Annotated in this window: 19 protein-coding genes; 10 read left to right on the plus strand and 9 right to left on the minus strand. The window is 70.5% G+C overall.

The genetic code is table 11. The features are described from left to right. Positions 1-46: 46 nt before the first annotated feature. Both VXC91_RS20315 and VXC91_RS20320 read right to left on the minus strand, forming a co-directional pair. Positions 47-1474 carry a sensor histidine kinase gene (locus VXC91_RS20315; RefSeq protein WP_329508711.1) on the minus strand — a complete coding sequence of 476 codons (1428 nt, stop codon included), beginning with the start codon at positions 1472-1474 and terminating at the stop codon, positions 47-49. 9 nt (positions 1475-1483) lie between these two features. Next, complete coding sequence (locus VXC91_RS20320; RefSeq protein WP_329508712.1) at positions 1484-2170, minus strand: response regulator transcription factor; 687 nt, start codon at positions 2168-2170, stop codon at positions 1484-1486. A gap of 340 nt (positions 2171-2510) precedes the next feature. Here VXC91_RS20320 and VXC91_RS20325 point away from each other — a divergent pair, with 340 nt between their 5' ends. From VXC91_RS20325 to VXC91_RS20360, 8 genes are all read left to right on the plus strand, one after another. Continuing rightward, positions 2511-3287, plus strand: a complete 777-nt coding sequence (locus VXC91_RS20325) for an amino acid ABC transporter ATP-binding protein (protein WP_329508713.1) — start codon at positions 2511-2513, stop codon at positions 3285-3287. Between the two features lie 127 nt (positions 3288-3414). After that, positions 3415-4254 (plus strand): glutamate ABC transporter substrate-binding protein, encoded by an 840-nt coding sequence (locus tag VXC91_RS20330; protein ID WP_329508714.1) that lies wholly within the window; start codon positions 3415-3417, stop codon positions 4252-4254. Between the two features lie 129 nt (positions 4255-4383). Beyond that, a complete protein-coding gene (locus VXC91_RS20335; protein WP_329508739.1) occupies positions 4384-5052 on the plus strand; it encodes an amino acid ABC transporter permease in 669 nt (222 codons plus the stop codon). Then, positions 5049-5948: an amino acid ABC transporter permease gene (locus VXC91_RS20340; protein ID WP_329508715.1), complete on the plus strand. Its 900-nt coding sequence runs from the start codon at positions 5049-5051 to the stop codon at positions 5946-5948. The genes VXC91_RS20335 and VXC91_RS20340 overlap by 4 nt, the downstream gene beginning before the upstream one ends. A 479-nt stretch (positions 5949-6427) precedes the next feature. Then, positions 6428-8107, plus strand: a complete 1680-nt coding sequence (locus tag VXC91_RS20345) for an FAD-dependent monooxygenase (RefSeq protein ID WP_329508740.1) — start codon at positions 6428-6430, stop codon at positions 8105-8107. 172 nt (positions 8108-8279) lie between these two features. Then, positions 8280-8327, plus strand: a complete 48-nt coding sequence (locus tag VXC91_RS20350; RefSeq protein ID WP_309506048.1) for a hypothetical protein — start codon at positions 8280-8282, stop codon at positions 8325-8327. Positions 8328-8401: 74 nt separating this feature from the next. Continuing rightward, on the plus strand, positions 8402-8935 hold the full coding sequence (locus VXC91_RS20355) for a cupin domain-containing protein (protein ID WP_329508716.1): 534 nt from the start codon (positions 8402-8404) through the stop codon (positions 8933-8935). Continuing rightward, complete coding sequence (locus tag VXC91_RS20360; RefSeq protein ID WP_329508717.1) at positions 8932-9333, plus strand: rhodanese-like domain-containing protein; 402 nt, start codon at positions 8932-8934, stop codon at positions 9331-9333. Before VXC91_RS20355 ends, VXC91_RS20360 begins: the two co-directional genes overlap by 4 nt. Positions 9334-9465: 132 nt before the next feature. On the opposite strand, the gene recX is transcribed toward VXC91_RS20360, so the two are convergent. Both recX and recA read right to left on the minus strand, forming a co-directional pair. Further along, the gene (gene recX, locus VXC91_RS20365; RefSeq protein WP_329508718.1) at positions 9466-10242 is read right to left on the minus strand and encodes a recombination regulator RecX; all 777 of its coding nucleotides are present in this window, start codon (positions 10240-10242) and stop codon (positions 9466-9468) included. Between the two features lie 3 nt (positions 10243-10245). Continuing rightward, positions 10246-11373 carry a recombinase RecA gene (gene recA / locus VXC91_RS20370; RefSeq protein WP_329508719.1) on the minus strand — a complete coding sequence of 376 codons (1128 nt, stop codon included), beginning with the start codon at positions 11371-11373 and terminating at the stop codon, positions 10246-10248. Positions 11374-11831: 458 nt separating this feature from the next. Between recA and VXC91_RS20375 the strand changes: the two genes are divergently transcribed. After that, a complete protein-coding gene (locus VXC91_RS20375; RefSeq protein ID WP_329508741.1) occupies positions 11832-12566 on the plus strand; it encodes a hypothetical protein in 735 nt (244 codons plus the stop codon). 27 nt (positions 12567-12593) lie between these two features. On the opposite strand, the gene VXC91_RS20380 is transcribed toward VXC91_RS20375, so the two are convergent. After that, positions 12594-13805, minus strand: coding sequence for an AI-2E family transporter (locus VXC91_RS20380; RefSeq protein WP_329508720.1), 1212 nt, complete (start codon positions 13803-13805; stop codon positions 12594-12596). A gap of 60 nt (positions 13806-13865) precedes the next feature. After that, on the minus strand, positions 13866-14060 hold the full coding sequence (locus tag VXC91_RS20385; RefSeq protein ID WP_329508721.1) for a DUF3046 domain-containing protein: 195 nt from the start codon (positions 14058-14060) through the stop codon (positions 13866-13868). A gap of 80 nt (positions 14061-14140) precedes the next feature. On the opposite strand from VXC91_RS20385, the gene VXC91_RS20390 reads away from it, so the two are divergent. Next, a complete protein-coding gene (locus tag VXC91_RS20390) occupies positions 14141-15085 on the plus strand; it encodes a hypothetical protein (protein WP_329508722.1) in 945 nt (314 codons plus the stop codon). 73 nt (positions 15086-15158) lie between these two features. On the opposite strand, the gene VXC91_RS20395 is transcribed toward VXC91_RS20390, so the two are convergent. Genes VXC91_RS20395 through VXC91_RS20405 form a run of 3 tightly spaced genes read right to left on the minus strand, consistent with a single transcriptional unit; the run spans position 15159 to position 17130 of the window. Continuing rightward, positions 15159-15467: an AzlD domain-containing protein gene (locus VXC91_RS20395; RefSeq protein WP_329508723.1), complete on the minus strand. Its 309-nt coding sequence runs from the start codon at positions 15465-15467 to the stop codon at positions 15159-15161. After that, positions 15464-16237 carry an AzlC family ABC transporter permease gene (locus tag VXC91_RS20400; RefSeq protein WP_329508724.1) on the minus strand — a complete coding sequence of 258 codons (774 nt, stop codon included), beginning with the start codon at positions 16235-16237 and terminating at the stop codon, positions 15464-15466. Before VXC91_RS20400 ends, VXC91_RS20395 begins: the two co-directional genes overlap by 4 nt. Further along, entirely contained in the window at positions 16138-17130 is a 993-nt protein-coding gene (locus VXC91_RS20405; protein WP_329508725.1) for an AraC family transcriptional regulator, read from the minus strand. The genes VXC91_RS20400 and VXC91_RS20405 overlap by 100 nt, the downstream gene beginning before the upstream one ends. Positions 17131-17166 lie beyond the last annotated feature (36 nt).

The raw sequence follows: 17166 nt of genomic DNA on the forward strand, positions 1-17166 counted from the left end.
TGCTGTGGCCGGAAAGGTTTGCCGGTGAACCTTTCCGGTCGCCGCACTAGCTCTCGGCACGGCTGGACGATGTCCCCGTCCGCGGCACCTCCACCGTCACCTTCAGCCCGTGCGGCTCGTGGTGCTCGTAGGAGATCGACCCGCCGCCCGCCGCCAGCAGCGCCCGCGAGATCGACAGGCCGAGCCCGGAGCCCTTGATGTTCTGGTGGGCCGGGCTGCGCCAGAAGCGGTCGCCGATGCGGGCGAGTTCCTCGTCGTCGAGGCCTGGGCCGCCGTCGGTGACCACGACCATCACGGTCTCGCCCCCCGCCGCGACCTCCACGTCGACACGCTCTCCCTCGGGGGTGAACTTCACCGCGTTGTCGATGACCGCGTCCAGCGCACTGGACAGGGTGACGGGGTCAGCCCAGGCGGTGGTGGGCGCGCAGTTCCCGATGAGCCGTACCCCCTTGGCTTCCGCGGCCGGGCCCCAAGCCGCCACGCGCTCGGCGGCCAGCGCGCCGATGTCGGTGAGCCGGAGGTCCGCCTCCGCGTGCTCGGCGAGCGCCAGGTCCAGCAGATCGTCCAGGACCTCTGCGAGGCGTTTGCCCTCGGTGCGGACCGAGGCGATCTCCTCGTTGTCCTCGGGCAGTTCGAGGGCGAGCAGTTCGATGCGCAGCAGCAGCGCCGAAAGCGGATTGCGCAACTGGTGGGAGGCGTCGGCGACGAAGGCCCGCTGCTGCTCGAGGACTTCCTCGACGTTGTCCGCCATCTCGTTGAACGACCGGGCCAGGCGCCTGAGTTCCGGCGGTCCGCCCGCAGCGGCGACACGGGACTTGAGACGTCCGGTCGCGATGTCGTGGGTGGTCGCGTCCAGGACGCGCACGGGCCTGAGGACCCAGCCGGTCAGGCGCAGTGCCGCGCCCACGGCGAGCAGCATCGCGGCCACCTCGCCGGCAGCGACGAGCAGCCAGCCGTGCAGGGTCTTGGACCGCATCTGCCCCGTGGGCGAGTCGGTGACGACGACCGCGATGACGTCGCCGTCGCGAATGACCGGGGAGGCGACCACGAGCCGGGTGCGCTGCCAGGGCCACACCTGCTCGGGGTCGTGGCTGCGCCGTCCGAGGAGCGCCTCGCTGAAAGCGTCACGGCCCTCGCCCCGCCGGGGGAGGTACCAGTTCTGCGGCGCGTTGGCCATGGGTACGTCGTCGCGGTAGAAGACGCCGGCCCGGATGCCGTACACGCGGTAGTACTTGGAGAGTTCCTTGCGCAGCGTCTCGCCGCGCTCGTCCTTGTCCTCCACCCGTGGCCCGGTCGGGCGCGGGCGGTCGGTGACGTACTGCGCGAGGGCCGCGAAGCGCGCGGTGTCGTCGATGCGGTCGACGACGACCCGCTGCTGCTGTGCGGCCGCGAGACTCACCGCGAGGGGCACGCCGAGCGCGAGCAGCACAGCCGCCATCAGGACGATGAGCAGCGGTAGCAGTCGTGCGCCCACCCGTCCCCGCTAGGCGGCCGGGGCGACGAGCCGGTACCCGACGCCGCGCACGGTCTCGATCAGCGCGGGCATGCGCAACTTGGAGCGCAGGGAGGCGACATGCACCTCGAGGGTGCGTCCGGTCCCCTCCCAACTGGTCTGCCACACCTCGCTGATGATCTGCTCACGGCGGAAGACCACACCCGGGCGCTGGGCCAGCAGTGCCAGCAGGTCGAACTCCTTGCGGGTCAGCGGTATCACCGCACCGTCCACGCTGACGCGGCGCGTGAGGAGTTCGATGTGCACGGCACCGAGGCGCAGCGCGGTCTCGGTGGCTCCCGTGTCGTCCAGGTGAGGGGTGCGCCGGCTGACGGCATGGATCCGCGCCAGCAGTTCCCCCGTGTCGTACGGCTTGACCACGTAGTCGTCGGCGCCCAGGTTGAGGCCGTGGATCCGGGAGCGCACGTCGGAGCGCGCGGTCACCATGATCACCGGCGTGCTGGTGCGCTTGCGTATCTTGGCGCAGACCTCGTAGCCGTCCTGGTCCGGCAGACCGAGGTCGAGCAGGACGACACCGAATCCGGCGCCCTCGGGGACCAGCGCCTGGAGCGCCTCCTCGCCACTGCGGGCGTGCGTGACGTCGAAGCCGTGCCTGGCCAGCACCGCGGACAGGGCAGCCGCGACGTGGTTGTCGTCCTCGACGAGAAGCAGTCTCATGCCGGCCCCCTCCGATTGCTCCGCCCAACGGTCCCTTCGCTCCCGGCCTGTACAAGCACGTGCTCACGTCTTGTACTGGAAAGCGTCATCCATACGAACGCGACCACCCGCGCGCATGCACCATGGCAGTCACTCCGATGAACAAGGACGGCGTCAAGAGGGCCGGGGTTGCGGACGGCTTCCGTTATCCAGCCGGTACGCGCCCTGCGCACGGCTACTACGGATCGTGCCCGGCCGCTACCGGATTGTGATCCTCAGATCTCCCTCAGATGTAATGACGCTGGTCGTACGCCGTTACTACTGTCCTCCGAAACCGAGCGAGGACGGAGCCAGTGAGCACATGACCGAAGTATCGGTGGCCAAGGACTCGGTGGCCGCGACCGACGACCTGGTCGTCCTGAGCAGCGTCAACAAGCACTTCGGCGCGTTGCACGTGCTCCAGGACATCGACCTGACCATCGCCCGTGGCGAGGTCGTCGTGGTCATCGGCCCCTCCGGGTCGGGGAAGTCCACTCTGTGCCGCACCATCAACCGCCTGGAGCCCATTGACTCCGGCACGATCCTGATCGACGGCAAGCCGCTGCCCCAGGAGGGCCGGGAGCTGGCCCGGCTGCGCGCAGACGTCGGCATGGTGTTCCAGTCCTTCAACCTCTTCGCGCACAAGACGGTGCTCGAGAACGTGATGCTGGGCCAGGTCAAGGTCCGTAAAACGGACAAGCAGAAGGCCCATGAGAAGGCACGCGGCCTGCTCGACCGCGTGGGCGTCGGCACCCAGGCTGACAAGTACCCCGCGCAGCTCTCGGGTGGCCAGCAGCAGCGCGTCGCGATCGCCCGCGCGCTGGCGATGGATCCCAAGGTCATGCTCTTCGACGAGCCGACCTCAGCCCTGGACCCCGAGATGATCAACGAGGTCCTGGAGGTCATGCAGCAGCTCGCCCGGGACGGCATGACCATGGTCGTCGTCACGCACGAGATGGGCTTCGCCCGTTCGGCCGCCAACCGGGTGGTCTTCATGGCCGACGGCCGCATCGTCGAAGAGGCCACGCCGGACCAGTTCTTCAGCAACCCGCGCAGCGACCGGGCGAAGGACTTCCTGTCGAAGATCCTGCACCACTGACGTGAATCACTGACGTGCACCCACTGACGGCCCACCCCACGTCCACGGCGGCCGGGGCATCCGCCACCGGCGGCCCGCTTCCCGGGCCCCGGGTCCCCATCTCCTCACCACGCAAAGGATGTTCACCATGAAGCTCCGCAAGGTCACCGCCGCCTCGGCCGCCGTCCTCGCCCTCGCCGTCGCCGCGACCGCGTGCGGCTCGAACGACAAGAAGGACGAGGGGTCCTCGGGCAGTGGCGGCCAGGTCAAGGTCGGCATCAAGTTCGACCAGCCCGGTCTCGGCCTGAAGCAGCCCGACGGCTCCTTCTCCGGTTTCGACGTTGACGTGGCCACCTACGTGGCCAAGCAGCTCGGCTACAAGCCCGACCAGATCGAGTGGGTCGAGACCAAGAGCGCCGACCGTGAGAACGCGCTGGCCCGCGGGGACGTGAAGTTCATCGTGGCCACGTACTCGATCACCGACGAGCGCAAGCAGAAGGTCGACTTCGCCGGCCCGTACCTGCTGGCCCACCAGGACCTGCTGATCAAGTCCGACTCGGACATCTCCAATGGCACGGACCTCAACGGCAAGAAGCTGTGTTCCGTGACCGGCTCGACCTCGGCGCAGAACGTCCAGAAGTCGATCGCCCCGAAGGCCAACCTGCGTGAGTACGGCGGCTATTCGGAGTGCATCGCCGGCCTGCAGAGCGGCGCCGTGGACGCGGTGACCACAGACGACTCGATCCTCGCGGGCTTCGCCTCCCAGGACAAGTACAAGGGCCAGTTCAAGCTCGCCGGGCTCAAGCTGAGCAACGAGAACTACGGCATCGGTGTCAAGAAGGGCGACACCGCGACCATGGACAAGATCAACTCCGCGCTGGAGAAGATGGTCAGCGACGGTTCGTGGGATGCCGCGGTCAAGAAGAACTTCGGCCCGGCGGACTACAAGAACGAGCCTGCCCCGAAGATCGGTGACATCGTCAAGTGACCCGGCTCGCCCGGTAAGCAGGGATCCGCAGGCAAGCTGAGTTCCATGGGCGCGCCGCCGCCCGCCGCGCTCACGGCAGCGGCGCGCCACGCCCTCCTCGTACGCACACACCCGGAAGCGCGGGAGATCGTGTTCGACTTTCTTCAAGGTTACGACGTCCTAGGGGCGTTCTGGATGACGGTGAAACTCACCGTTTTCTCCGCCCTGGGCTCGCTGGTCTGGGGCACCCTGCTGGCCGCGATGCGGGTCAGCCCGGTTCCGTTGATGCGCGGCTTCGGCACCGCCTACGTCAACATCTTCCGGAACATCCCCCTGACCGTCCTCATCGTCTTCACCTCCCTCGGCCTCGCCGACATCTTCGGGGTGACGATGGGCGCGTCCGACGACTTCAAACTCCAGGGCTTCCGGCTGGCGGTGCTGGGCCTCGCCGCCTACCACGCGGCCTTCGTCTGCGAGGCGCTGCGCTCCGGCATCAACACCGTGCCGGTCGGGCAGGCGGAGGCGGCGCGGGCGATCGGGCTGAGTTTCAGCCAGTCGCTGCGGCTCGTCGTGCTGCCGCAGGCGTTCCGCGCGGTGATCGGCCCGCTGGCCAACGTACTGATCGCCCTGACCAAGAACACGACCGTGGCAGCGGCGATCGGCGTGGCCGAGGCCGCCTACCTGATGAAGGCGATGATCGAGAACGAGGCCCAGCTGGTCGCCATCGGCGCCGTGTTCGCCTTCGGGTTCGTGGTTCTGACCCTGCCCGTCGGTCTCCTCCTCGGCTGGCTCGGCAAGCGACTGGCGGTGAAGCGATGAGCTCCGTTCTCTACGATGCCCCCGGCCCCCGGGCCAAGCTGCGCAACATCGTCCTCTCGGTCGTGTTCGTCGTCCTGCTCATACTGCTCGCGTGGTGGATCTGGTCGACGATGAACGACAAGGGCCAGCTCAAATGGGCCCTGTGGCAGCCCTTCACCACCTCCGCGGCCTGGACGACGTACCTGCTGCCCGGCCTGGCCAACACCCTGAAGGCCGCGGCGCTCGCCATGGTCATCGCTCTTCCGCTGGGCGCGGTCTTCGGCATAGCCCGCCTGTCCGACCACCGGTGGATTCGGGTTCCGGCCGGTGTGGTGGTCGAGTTCTTCCGGGCGATCCCGGTGCTGCTGCTGATGCTGTTCGCCAACGAGTTCTACGTCCGCTCCACGGGTGTCGCCAGTGACGAGCGCCCCCTCTACGCGGTCGTCACCGGTCTGGTGCTCTACAACGCCTCCGTTCTCGCCGAGGTCGTACGCGCCGGCATCCTGGCCCTGCCCAAGGGGCAGACGGAGGCCGCCTACGCGATCGGCCTGCGCAAGAGCCAGACGATGACCGGTATCCTGCTGCCGCAGGCGGTCACCGCCATGCTGCCGGCCATCGTCAGCCAGCTCGTCGTCATCGTGAAGGACACCGCGCTGGGCGGCGTGATGCTCGGCTTCACCGAGCTCCTGAACGCGCGCAGCACACTCGCGGCCAACTACGCCAACGTCGTCGCCAGCTTCATCGTGGTGGCCGTCATCTTCATCGTGCTGAACTTCGCCCTCACCAGCTTCGCGAGCTGGCTCGAGCGCAGGCTGCGCCGCAGCAAGCGGAGCACGGGCGTCGTCCTTGCCGCGGAGGACGAGGAGACCAACCCCGCCGGGGTCGGCGGCACCTTCGGCACGGGCGCTGCGGCTTGATCTGACAGGCAGGTGCCCAGCTGGGCTGCGGCTGGCGGCGTTCGGACCTCTACGGCTCTGGCAAGATTTTCGTAGCCGGAGAACATGCCGCGGCCGCGGTCAGCCCTCCATATGCTCAAAATTGCATGTCGATAGCCGCTTCCATGCTGCTCGCGTCGCATGGCAGGCCGAAGAATCCTGCGTCTCGGCCTGACGTACTCAGGTGAACCATCGAGATCTCTCACCAGGGCTGGTGAGAGTGCGCGGTCAAGGTGACCGCTCGGCCGGTAGGTTGCCGTAAGCCGCCATGGCCCAGGGCCGCTCCGGCACGTGGGCCGGCCTCGATCGGTAACCGTCTGACGACCAGTGAGGACACCGCCCCGTCACTTGACGCAAGCAGCGGCAATGGGTTGCATACGTTCTGTGATCGTGCACCCTGCTCCAACTCCCTGTTCACAAGCGACCACCAGGACAACCCTGTGGGCAGGGGGCGCCGCGCCGTGGACCCGGTGATCATCGTCGGCGCGGGGCCCGTGGGGCTCTCGCTCGCGCTCGCGCTGGCACGCCAGGAGGTGCCCTCCGTGGTCCTCGACGAGGGGCCCGGCAAGGACGAGCAGCGACCCGCGCGCACGGTCGTACTGCCCGAGGAGACCGCCGCGCTGATGGAACGGCTGACCGGCGCGCCGCTCGACGAGTACGGGCTGCGCTGGACCGGATGGCGGTCGATGCGGCGCAAGCAGGTGATGCGCGAGGTCGTGTTCGAACCGGCCGGTGGGCAGCAGGAGCGCGGGGGCGGGTACGGCGACGCTGAGAGCCGGCGGAACCCGGTCGACGATCTCGGAGTCGCCGGGGGTCCCGCCCCCCTGCACATCGCTCAGCACGTGCTCACCGGCGCCCTTCGTGAAGCCATCGCCGGCGAACGGCTGGTCAAGGTCGCCGTGGAGAGCCGGCTGGACCTGCTCGAGCAGGAGCCGTCGGGCGTGACGGCGCGCACGCGGGCGCCCAACAGCACTTGGTGGCGTGGCAGTTATCTGGTCGGCTGCGACGGACCGCGCTCGACGGTGCGCAAACTCCTGGACATCCGCTTCCCGGGCCGTACGGCCGTGGAGCGCCACGCGGTGGCGGCCCTGCGCACCGAACTGCCGTGGGCCGGGGAGGCGTTACTGCACCGGACGCCACCGTGGCGGACGTCGGGCCCGTCGGGCGGCGAGGTCACCGCGCGTCCCCTGCCCGACGGAGTGTGGCGCCTGGACTGGCTGCTGCCGCCGGGCAAGGACCTGGTCACGCCCGAACTGCTGGTCGCCCGGATCCGGGAGACCCTGGCCGGCTGGCACGAGGGCACCACCCCCGCCTACGACCTGCTGGACACGGGTGTGCACATCGTCCACCACCGGCTGGCCCGCCGCTGGCGTGCCGGCCGGGCCTTCCTCGCCGGGGACGCCGCGCATCTGCTCGGCGCGCTCGGCACCCAGGGTCTGGACGAGGGCCTCAGGGACGTCGACAACCTCGCCTGGAAGCTGGGGCTCGCCTGGCACCACGACGGCCCGCACGAGACCCTGTTCGACAGCTATCAGGCGGAGCGCCGTGCCGCGGTCGCGGCCCGGCTGCGCGCGGCCGACCAGGCGTTGCCCCTGCTGCGCGGCGGCCGCGGACTGCGTTCGTACGTGCCCGGGTCCGCCCGCGGGCATGAGGCGCTGCTCGCGAACGGCCATCTCGGGCACGGCCCGCTCGGGGCTCCGGGGACCTACGGCGGCTCGACGCTCGCGCCCGCGCCCACCGAGGCGGCGGTGCCGGTGGGCACCGAGCCCGGGGCGCCGGTCGTGGATGTGCGGGTGACCGCGGAGGACGGCTCGTTCGTACGTCTGCGGGACCGGTTGGGGCGCGGATCGCTACTGGTGGTGCTGGTCGCTCCGGGCACGGGTGTGTGGGAGCGCAAGCACTGGGTGTCGGCCGGGATCATGCCTCGGCTGGCCGCGGCGGTGACGGCTCTGCCGCACCCCGCGGAGCTGCTGGTCGCCGAGAGCTACCCGGGTACGGCCCCCCACACGGTCCTCCTGATCCGACCGGACGGCCATCTGGTCACGGCGCTGGGCGGGGTGCGCCCGGCGGACCTGTACCAGGCGGCGAAGGCGACGCTGGGCGGTCCGGCCGAGGAAAAGGCGGCCGCGAACGCGGGCTGACGGGGCGGGGCCCTGGGGCGGTGCTGACGTGGGATCAGCGGCATGGTCCGTTGTGACGAACACGCAGAGGCCGTGGGGTCCACAGAGTGACTCCCGGTTGACCGCTCCACACCGCCATGGTCTACTCCGGATCGTGACCGACACCTGTGTGCGCCTGTGGCGGAGGGTCCATATGGACCTCGTCCGCTATGCGGGCTGCGTGTGTCGCCCGTCCTGCTGATCTCGCCTTCTCCATCTGCGCGCGCCGTGCACGAACGGACGCGCAGCTCACGCGAACTCTCAGGACGGTACCCATTGTTTGCATCCCCCGCTGCCTCCGTTTCCGCCCCGCCCCAGGCCCCCACCCAGGCCGACCTGCTCGATTTCGTCCACCGAACGGCCGCCGACGCGAAGCTGATCGCCTCTCTCCCGCTGGACCTTGAGGGGCGTACCTGGCTGCGCCTCGAGGGCCCCGGCGGTAGTGAGGCCTGGCTGATCGGCTGGCCGCCCGGCACCGGCACCGGCTGGCACGACCACGCCGAATCGTCCGGCGCCTTCGTCACCGCATCGGGCGAACTCAAGGAGAACTCGCTCGCGGCTCGGCTGCCCTCCGACGGCTGGAAGACCCTGGAACTGACCGAGGGGGTCGACCGGGAGCGGCGGCTGCCCGCCGGCACCGGACGCTCCTTCGGGCAGCATCATGTGCACGAAGTGCTCAACGAGTCCACCGACCGGCACGCGATCTCGGTCCACGCCTACTACCCGCCCCTGCCGCAGATCCGCCGCTACAGTCGTACGGGCCAGGTGCTGCGGCTGGAGCAGGTCGAACGCCCGGAGGACTGGAGTTGAGCTCGACATCCGAACGGCCCCTGGGCATCGACGCACTCCTGGAACGGGTCCGCGTGGACCTCGACAGGGTGGGGGCGGCGGAGGCCTTCGAAGCCGCTCAGGCCGGTGAGGCCCTGCTCGTGGACATCCGGTACGCGGCGCTGCGCGACCGCGACGGACTGATCCCCGGAGCCCTCGTCATCGAACGCAACGAACTGGAGTGGCGCCTCGATCCCCAGGGCAGCCACCGGGCCCCCGAGGCCACGAGCCACGACCTGCGCGTGGTGGTCGTCTGCAACGAGGGCTACGCCTCCAGCCTGGCCGCCGTGTCCCTGCGTCGACTGGGCCTGCGGCGTGCCACGGACCTGGTGGGCGGCTTCCAGGCCTGGAAGGCCGCCGGTCTGCCGGTCACGACGTAGCCGCGCATCCCGATGCGGGCCGGTCGCCGGGCTCCTCACCGGCCCCCGGGCCGCGTCCGGTGTCCGCCCGCGCTCCACCGTGGCTCCCCACTTCACCGTGAGCCCGGGGCCCACGTCGTTGAGCAGCAGGGCTCAGAGCCCCTCGTCCTCCAGGCCCTGTGTGTCCTCCCCCTCGGTCTCCAGCGCCTGGCGGACCACCCGCAGGGCCATGCCCTCGGAGTAGCCCTTGCGGGCGAGCATGCCCGCAAGGCGGCTCAGGCGCTTGTCGCGGTCCAGCCCCCGCGTCGCGCGCAGCTTGCGGGCGACGAGCTCGCGCGCGGTGGCCTCCTCCTGTTCGGTATCGAGCTGCCCCACCGCTTCGTCGATGAGCATGGAGTCCACGCCCTTCGTTCGCAGCTCCTGCGCGAGCGCCCGGCGGGCCAGGCCCCGGCCGTGGTGCCGGGACTCCACCCAGGCGTCCGCGAAGGCGCCGTCGTCGATCAGGCCCACTTCCTCGAACCGTGACAGCACCTGGTCCGCCACGTCCTCGGGGATCTCCCTCTTGCGCAGGGCGTCCGCGAGTTGCTTCCGGGTGCGTGGGGTCCCGGTGAGCAGACGCAGACAGATCGCCCGCGCCCGCTCGACCGGGTCCCCCGGGGGCTCCCCCTCCTCGGCCCTCGACGAGCGGAAGGAACCTCCGTCCTGTGCGCCGTCGGCCGGCTCCCCGAATCCCCGCCGCCGCCCTCGCCCGCGTCCCCCGCGCGCACGGCCGTCCCTGTGCGGAGCGCCCCCGTCGTACGCGTCCGCCTCGCCGCGCACGTCGTCGTACGCCCCGTCACCGCCCCCGACGGACCCCCCGTCGCCCCGGTTCCCCCTGCCCTGCGGGTCGACGGGTCGTGCGTACTCGGCCCAGTCGGTTCGTCGCGTCACGGGCTAGCTCTTGGCCGCCGGGGCCTTGGCCTTGGTCGTCTTGGCCGCCGGGGCGGGCACCGACTTTCCGGCGTCCTCGCCCGCGGGTGCGGCACTCGCCGCGTCCGCGCCCGGTTCGGCGGAGGGCTCCTCGGGACGGACGCCGACGCCCAGCTTCTCCTTGATCTTCTTCTCGATCTCGTTGGCCAGGTCGGGGTTGTCCTTCAGGAAGTTGCGCGCGTTCTCCTTGCCCTGGCCGAGCTGGTCGCCCTCGTACGTGTACCAGGCGCCGGCCTTGCGGACGAAGCCGTGCTCGACGCCCATGTCGATCAGGCCGCCCTCGCGGCTGATGCCCTGCCCGTACAGGATGTCGAACTCGGCCTGCTTGAAGGGCGGGGCGACCTTGTTCTTCACGACCTTGCAGCGCGTGCGGTTGCCGACCGCCTCGGTGCCGTCCTTCAGGGTCTCGATGCGCCGGATGTCGATGCGCACCGAGGCGTAGAACTTCAGCGCGCGGCCACCCGTCGTGGTCTCGGGGGAGCCGAACATCACGCCGATCTTCTCGCGCAGCTGGTTGATGAAGATCGCTGTGGTCTTGGACTGGTTGAGCGCGCTGGTGATCTTCCGGAGGGCCTGGCTCATCAGACGGGCCTGCAGACCCACGTGGCTGTCACCCATCTCGCCCTCGATCTCCGCCCGCGGGACGAGCGCGGCGACGGAGTCGATGACGATGAGGTCGAGCGCACCGGAACGGACGAGCATGTCCACGATCTCCAGCGCCTGTTCGCCGTTGTCCGGCTGGGAGAGGATCAGGTTGTCGATGTCGACGCCCAGCTTGCGCGCGTACTCGGGGTCGAGGGCGTGCTCGGCGTCCACGAAGGCGACCTGTCCTCCGGCCTTCTGCGCGTTCGCCACCGCGTGCAGGGTCAGGGTCGTCTTACCGGAGGACTCCGGTCCGTAGATCTCCACCACGCGGCCGCGCGGCAGGCCGCCGACGCCAAGGGCAACGTCGAGTGCGGTCGACCCGGTCGGGATGACCTCGATGGGCTCCCTCGACCGCTCGCCCATGCGCATGACCGCGCCCTTGCCGAATTGCCGTTCAATCTGTGCGAGCGCGGCGTCGAGGGCCTTCTCGCGGTCGGTTCCTGCCATGGGTTCCACCCGATTTGCTTGAGTCGATCGCTTCACGTCAAAGACGCTAACGCCTGCCACTGACAATGCGCCCCGACGCCCGTCCGGCCTGTGGATAACTCGGGCACTTCTCCGTGAAACCGTGTCGAAATCCCGTCGAGAACCCCGCCGGAGCTTCCATGAGAATGGATGTTCGATTTTCGTGTCAAGCTCACAACCCGGCACCTCCGAGACTACGTTGGGGGTCCGACAACGACCCGGTCTTCGAGGTACTCCCCACGGCGTACGACGGGAGACTCCGGCGGGCGGACGACCGGACGGGCCGCTCTCGCGAGGCTTGGCGCATGGAGAACGAGAGGATTCCCCCGCAAGGCCGCGGGGCCGCCCGTCCTGCCGCCGAGACCGCGCCGGGCACGGGTCTGTTGTCGGCATCCGTCGCGCCTGAGCGGCGGTCGCTCAGGCCCGCACAGGCGTCCGGCATGAGCCGGGCCGAGCGGCTGTGCCTCGCGACCGGCGCCTTCCTGTGCCTGTCCGGCCTGGTGCACCTGGTGGTGTTCCTCGTCGACGGCGGCCCCTGGTACGGCCCCGTCTCGTGGCGCAAGCCCGTCACGTTCGGCCTCTCCTTCGGCCTGACACTGGTCGCGGTCGCCTGGGTGACGTCGTACCTGCGCGTCGGTGCGCGGCGGCGTGCCGTCCTGCTGGTGGTGTTCGCAGCCGACTGCGTCGCGGAGGTCGCCGGGATCACCCTCCAGGCCTGGCGCCGTGTGCCGTCGCACCTCAACACCGAGACACCCTTCGACACCACGGTCGCGATGACACTCGCGGTCGGCGGCGGCGTCCTGGTCGTCGTCCTCTCGGCGTTCGCCGTCGCGGCGTTCCGGCACCGGCCCGGCGGCCCCCCGGGCATGGCGCTCGCGCTGCGCTCCGGGTTCGCGATCCTGATGGTCGCGCTGCTCTCGGGCGCCGCGATGATCGCACGCGGTGTGGTGCTGTCACGCATGGGCCGGCAGCAGGCGGCGTACCACTCCACGGCGCCGCTCAAGCCGCTGCACGGGGTGAGCCTGCACGCCGTACTGATGCTGCCCGTCCTGGTGCTGCTGCTCTCGCGCACGTCCTGGAGCGATGTCACCAAACAGCGGATCGTGTACGCGGCGGTCGGCGCCTATGCGGCCGCCGTGCTCGTGGCGGGGGTCTGGGCCGGGCTCACCTGGTGAGCCCGGGCAGCCTCCGCGCCCGCGCCCTCAGCCGCGCAGCAGCTGCCGCAGGCGCGCGGCGAGGCCGACCGAGCCCCGTGTCCTGTGTCCTTGGACACGGGGATCGTCCGTGACGTCGTACCGCTTCACATACGCCCCGAGGAAGGCCTGCAACGTTGCGACCGCGGGGATGGCGATCAGCGCGCCGACGGCACCGAGGAGGGCGGTGCCCACAATGACCGATCCGAAGGCGACCGCGGGATGGATGTCCACGGACCGCGCGGTCAGCTTGGGCTGCAGCATGTAGTTCTCGAACTGCTGGTAGACCAGGACGAAGATCAGTACCCACAGCGCGTACCAGGGGTCCACGGTGAAAGCGATCAACATCGGCAGGGCCCCGGCGAAATACGTGCCGATGGTGGGGATGAACTGCGAGACCAGACCGACCCAGACGGCGAGCACGGGCGCGTAGGGAATCCCCAGCGCCTCCAGCAGGATGTAGTGCGCAATGCCGGAGATCAGTGCCATCAGGCCGCGCGAGTAGAGATAGCCGCCCGTCTTGTCGACGGCGATCTCCCACGCGCGCAGCACCTCGGTCTGCCGCGCGGGCGGCAGCACGGAACACAGCGCGCGCCGCAGCCGTGGTCCGTCGGCGGCGAAGTAGAACGAGAACAGCGCGATCGTCAGCAGCTGGAAGAGGCCGCCAAGCACTTGTGCGGAGACGTCCAGGACGCCGGTGGCGCTGTTCTGGACGTACTTCCTGAGCCAGTCGGAGTGGACCAGGCTGTCCTGCACGTCCACGCGTCTGAGCTCGGTGTGGAAGGTGGAGTTGATCCAGTTGATGACGGAGTCGAGGTAGCTCGGGAAGCCCTCGGCCATCTTGATGATCTGGTCCGCGAGTATCGAACCGAGCACCGTGACGAACCCGGCCACGGCGATCGTCAGCCCGAGGAACACCAGGAACGTGGCCAGCCCCCTGCGCATGCCGTGCGCGGCCATCCGGCTGACCGCCGGCTCTATGGCGAGGGCAAGGAAGAACGCGATCAGAATGTTGATCAGCAGCCCGGTGACCTGGTGGAACGCCCAGCTGCCCAACTGGAACGCGGCGATGAGGGCGAGCGCCAGGACCATGGCGCGCGGCAGCCAGCGCGGCATGCGGGCACCCGGCACGGCCCCGTCACCCGCCGGGGGGCGGGACGGCGTCGCGCCGTGCGGCGCATCCTGCTGGGGGACCTGCGCGGTCTCGTCTGTCGGTGGCACGGAGCAAGTCTCGCCCACTCCACCGTCGATCGGGGAATTCCTGCGGATCTTCGTGGCCCTTCAGCGCTTCTCGTGGGGAACGTTCACGGCCGTGCACACCGCGCGCCACACATCCTTGGCCTCCCATCCGGCGTCCAGTGCCTCATGCACCGTGCGCCCCCCGAGCTCCGACATGACGTGATCGCGCGCGAAGGTGTCGGCGTACGTGTCGCCGAAGTGAGCCGCCATCCGCTGCCAGAAGACCGTCAACCGCATGACCCCAGTATCCCGCTCCTGAGAGTGGGCCCGGACGGTGACCGCTTGCCGGGACCGCTTTCCGTCCTACGGTCTGAGCCATGGCCGAAACCGGAGCATCCCCACTCCCTGCGACGCCCTCGGCGCGCTCACCGCTGTCCCGCGCCGCGCACTTCGTCTGGCTCACCGCGCGCGTACTGGAGCAGCGGCGTTTCGAGTACCACTTCCTGGGCGGCAACGCCGACCCGGTGGAGACGGCGCTGACCGCCTACCGCAATGAGGACGAGGGCTACGGTCACGCCCTCGAACCCGATCTGCGCGGCCCGGTCAGCCAGCCCCTGCACACCGCGCACGCGCTGCGCGTCCTGGACTCGATCGGGCGCTGCGGCGGACAGCGGGCGGAGCGGGTGTGCCGCTATCTGACCGCTGTGTCGACGCCGGAGGGCGCCCTTCCGGCGATCCACCCCGGCCAGCGGGGCTATCCGGCGGCGCCCTTCCTGCCGATCGTCGACGATCCACCGAGCGACCTCCTGGCCACCGCTCCCGTGGTGGGGCTGCTGCACCGCAACGAGGTGTGGCACGCGTGGCTGTTCCGTGCCACCGACTTCTGCTGGCAGGCGGTCGAGTCCCTGGAGAAGTCCCATCCCTACGAGATCGAGGCGGCCGTGGCGTTCCTGGACTCGGCGCCCGACCGCTTGCGCGCGCAGGCGGCGGCCGACCGTCTGGGCCGCCTGGTACGCGACCAGCGGCTCGCGGTCCTGGACCCGGACCGCCCGGAGGCCTACCCGGTCGCGCCCGGATACACGCCGGGTGAGCATCACTTCCCGTACGACTTCGCGCGTACCCCCGACTCTCTGGCGCGCGCGTGGTTCACGGACGAGGAGATGGCGCGCGCCCTGGACTTCCTCGCGGCCGAGCAGCAGGCGGACGGCGGCTGGCCGATCCGATGGCGCGCATGGGCCCCGGGTACCGCACTGGAATGCCGCCCGTTGGTGACCATCGAGGCCCTGCGCACCCTGCGGGCGCACGGACGGACCATCGGCTGACGGCGGGCTGCCTCGGCGCGCGCCGCCTCAGTGCTCCGGTGCCGCAGTGGGGCGCGCGGCTCCGGCCGGCCGCTCAGCCCGTCATCGCCCGCACTCCTGCCGTCACCACGACGGCCGCGGCGACGACGAGCAGGAAGGGGGCACGCAGCAGCAGGGCCACGGCGGCCGCGGCGAGCCCCGCGGCCCGGGCGTCCAGCACCAGGGCACGGCCGTCCGCGAAGGTCTGCTGGGCCGTGAGGGCGGCCAGCAGGGCGACCGGCAGCAGGGCCGCGAGCCGCCGCACGAGCGGCCTCTCCAGGAAGCCCGCAGGCACGAGAAGACCGGTGAGCTTGACGGCATAGCAGCCGACCGCGGTCACACCGATCGCGATCCAGACGTTCATCGGTCCTCCCCCTGTGCGTGCAGTACGTCGTCGGCGGTCGGGGCCTCGGGCCTGTTCCCGCGGTGGCGCCGTCCCCCCGCCCAGAGGACGACCGGGGCCGCCAGTGCCGCCACCAGGACCGGTACGCCGGCGGGCAGCACCGGCAGCAGGCCGAGGCCCGGTACCACGGCGGCGCCCGCCACCGCTCGCTCCGTGGTGGTCTTCAGCATCGGCGCGAGCAGCGCCAGGAACACCGCGGGCCCGGCGGCGTCCAGACCCCATGCGTCCGTGTCGCCGATGGCCCGTGCGCCGACGGCCCCCAGGAGCGTGGTCAGGTTCCAGAGCACATAGAGCGTGAGCCCGGTGACGGTGAAGCCGATGCGGATGCTGCGCCGCGTCGGCTGGGCGAGCGCCACGGCGGTGGTCTCGTCGATGACCCACTGGGCGGCCAGCGGGCGCACCGCGCGCGGCAGGGCCAGCAGCTGCGACAGACGCAGCCCGTAGAACGCGTTTCGCACCCCCAGGAAGAAGGCGCCCGCGGCCGCCGTGAACGGACTGCCCCCGGCCGCGAGAGCACCCACCAGGGCGAACTGCGAGGCACCGGTGAACACCAGGAGACTGAGCGCACAGGTCTGCAGCAGCGAAAGCCCGCTGCCTGCCGAGGTCACTCCGAAGGCGAAACCGGACAGCCCTACGGCGACCCCGACGCCCAGGGCGTCACGGACGACGGCGGCGTCCGGTTTTCCGCCGTCGTCCCTGCGTATGGCCGCGTGCGCGGTTTGTTCTGCCACACCGCGGACGGTACGAGCAGCCCGTCCCGGACGTCTTGTACGTTCTTGCGCTCCGGGGTGTGCCGCCCGTCGCGTCTGCGCTCACGCTGGTAGGCCCCGGGCGGTACCCCCACGATGCGGGTGAAGTGGCGGTTGAGGTGCGGCTGGTCGGCGAAGCCGACCGCCACGGCCGCCTCGGCGGGCGTGACGCCGGAGTCCAGAAGACGCCGGGCCCTGCGGACGCGGGCGTCGGTCAGCCAGGTGTGGGGCGGCATGCCGTAGGTGTCACGGAAGGCACGCAGCAACGCGAAGGGACTGGTGCCGAGATCAGCCGCGAGCCGCTCCAGGGTCGGAGGCCCGGTCATCCGCTCCTCGAGCACGGCACGCGCGCGTGCGGCGGCGCGGGCACCCGCGCCGCGCAGGGTGCGCTGCGGCATCGGCCCTCCGTTGAGCCGCAGCAGCCGGGTCACAGCGACCCGCAGCAGGGTGTCGGCGGCGAGCGCGTAGCCCTCGTCGGCGGCCCTGAGCACCTCGTGGACCAGTCCGACCGCGTACGGATCCTCGAGCACGGGGCCGGCGAAGCCGGGGGTCCCGCGGATGACCGTGGTCTCGGCGGCGATCTCGGCCACCAGTTCCGGCGAGGGGTAGACGGCTCCGTACCGCCAGCCCTCGGGTCCGCCGGCCCGGCCCGTGTGCGGGGTGTCGGGGTTGACCAGCGCAAGGGCGCCCGGGCCCGCGTACCGGTCGGCACTGCCGTGGTGGAAGACCTCGACGCCGTCGGCGATGGCCGCGATCACGAAGTGCTCGTGGGTGTGCCGTACGAAGCTCTTGCGGATGTAGCGGGCTCGCAGCAGATCGACACCCGGCAGTTCCTCGTACTGCCAGTGCCGCGCCCGCTCCCCGGAACCCGCCATGGCCCCATTCTGCGGTACGGGTGCTGCGGCCCGGTC

Source organism: Streptomyces chiangmaiensis, assembly GCF_036281785.1.
Taxonomy (GTDB): Bacteria; Actinomycetota; Actinomycetes; order Streptomycetales; family Streptomycetaceae; genus Streptomyces; species Streptomyces chiangmaiensis.

Coding starts and splice junctions, on each gene's coding strand:
- VXC91_RS20390 (WP_329508722.1), top strand. CDS start 14,141: ATGGCCGAAACCGGAGCATCCCCACTCCCTGCGACGCCCTCGGCGCGC.
- VXC91_RS20325 (WP_329508713.1), top strand. CDS start 2,511: ATGACCGAAGTATCGGTGGCCAAGGACTCGGTGGCCGCGACCGACGAC.
- VXC91_RS20320 (WP_329508712.1), bottom strand. CDS start 2,170: ATGAGACTGCTTCTCGTCGAGGACGACAACCACGTCGCGGCTGCCCTG.
- VXC91_RS20405 (WP_329508725.1), bottom strand. CDS start 17,130: ATGGCGGGTTCCGGGGAGCGGGCGCGGCACTGGCAGTACGAGGAACTG.
- VXC91_RS20395 (WP_329508723.1), bottom strand. CDS start 15,467: ATGAACGTCTGGATCGCGATCGGTGTGACCGCGGTCGGCTGCTATGCC.
- VXC91_RS20375 (WP_329508741.1), top strand. CDS start 11,832: ATGAGCCGGGCCGAGCGGCTGTGCCTCGCGACCGGCGCCTTCCTGTGC.
- VXC91_RS20385 (WP_329508721.1), bottom strand. CDS start 14,060: ATGCGGTTGACGGTCTTCTGGCAGCGGATGGCGGCTCACTTCGGCGAC.
- VXC91_RS20340 (WP_329508715.1), top strand. CDS start 5,049: ATGAGCTCCGTTCTCTACGATGCCCCCGGCCCCCGGGCCAAGCTGCGC.
- recA (WP_329508719.1), bottom strand. CDS start 11,373: ATGGCAGGAACCGACCGCGAGAAGGCCCTCGACGCCGCGCTCGCACAG.
- VXC91_RS20330 (WP_329508714.1), top strand. CDS start 3,415: ATGAAGCTCCGCAAGGTCACCGCCGCCTCGGCCGCCGTCCTCGCCCTC.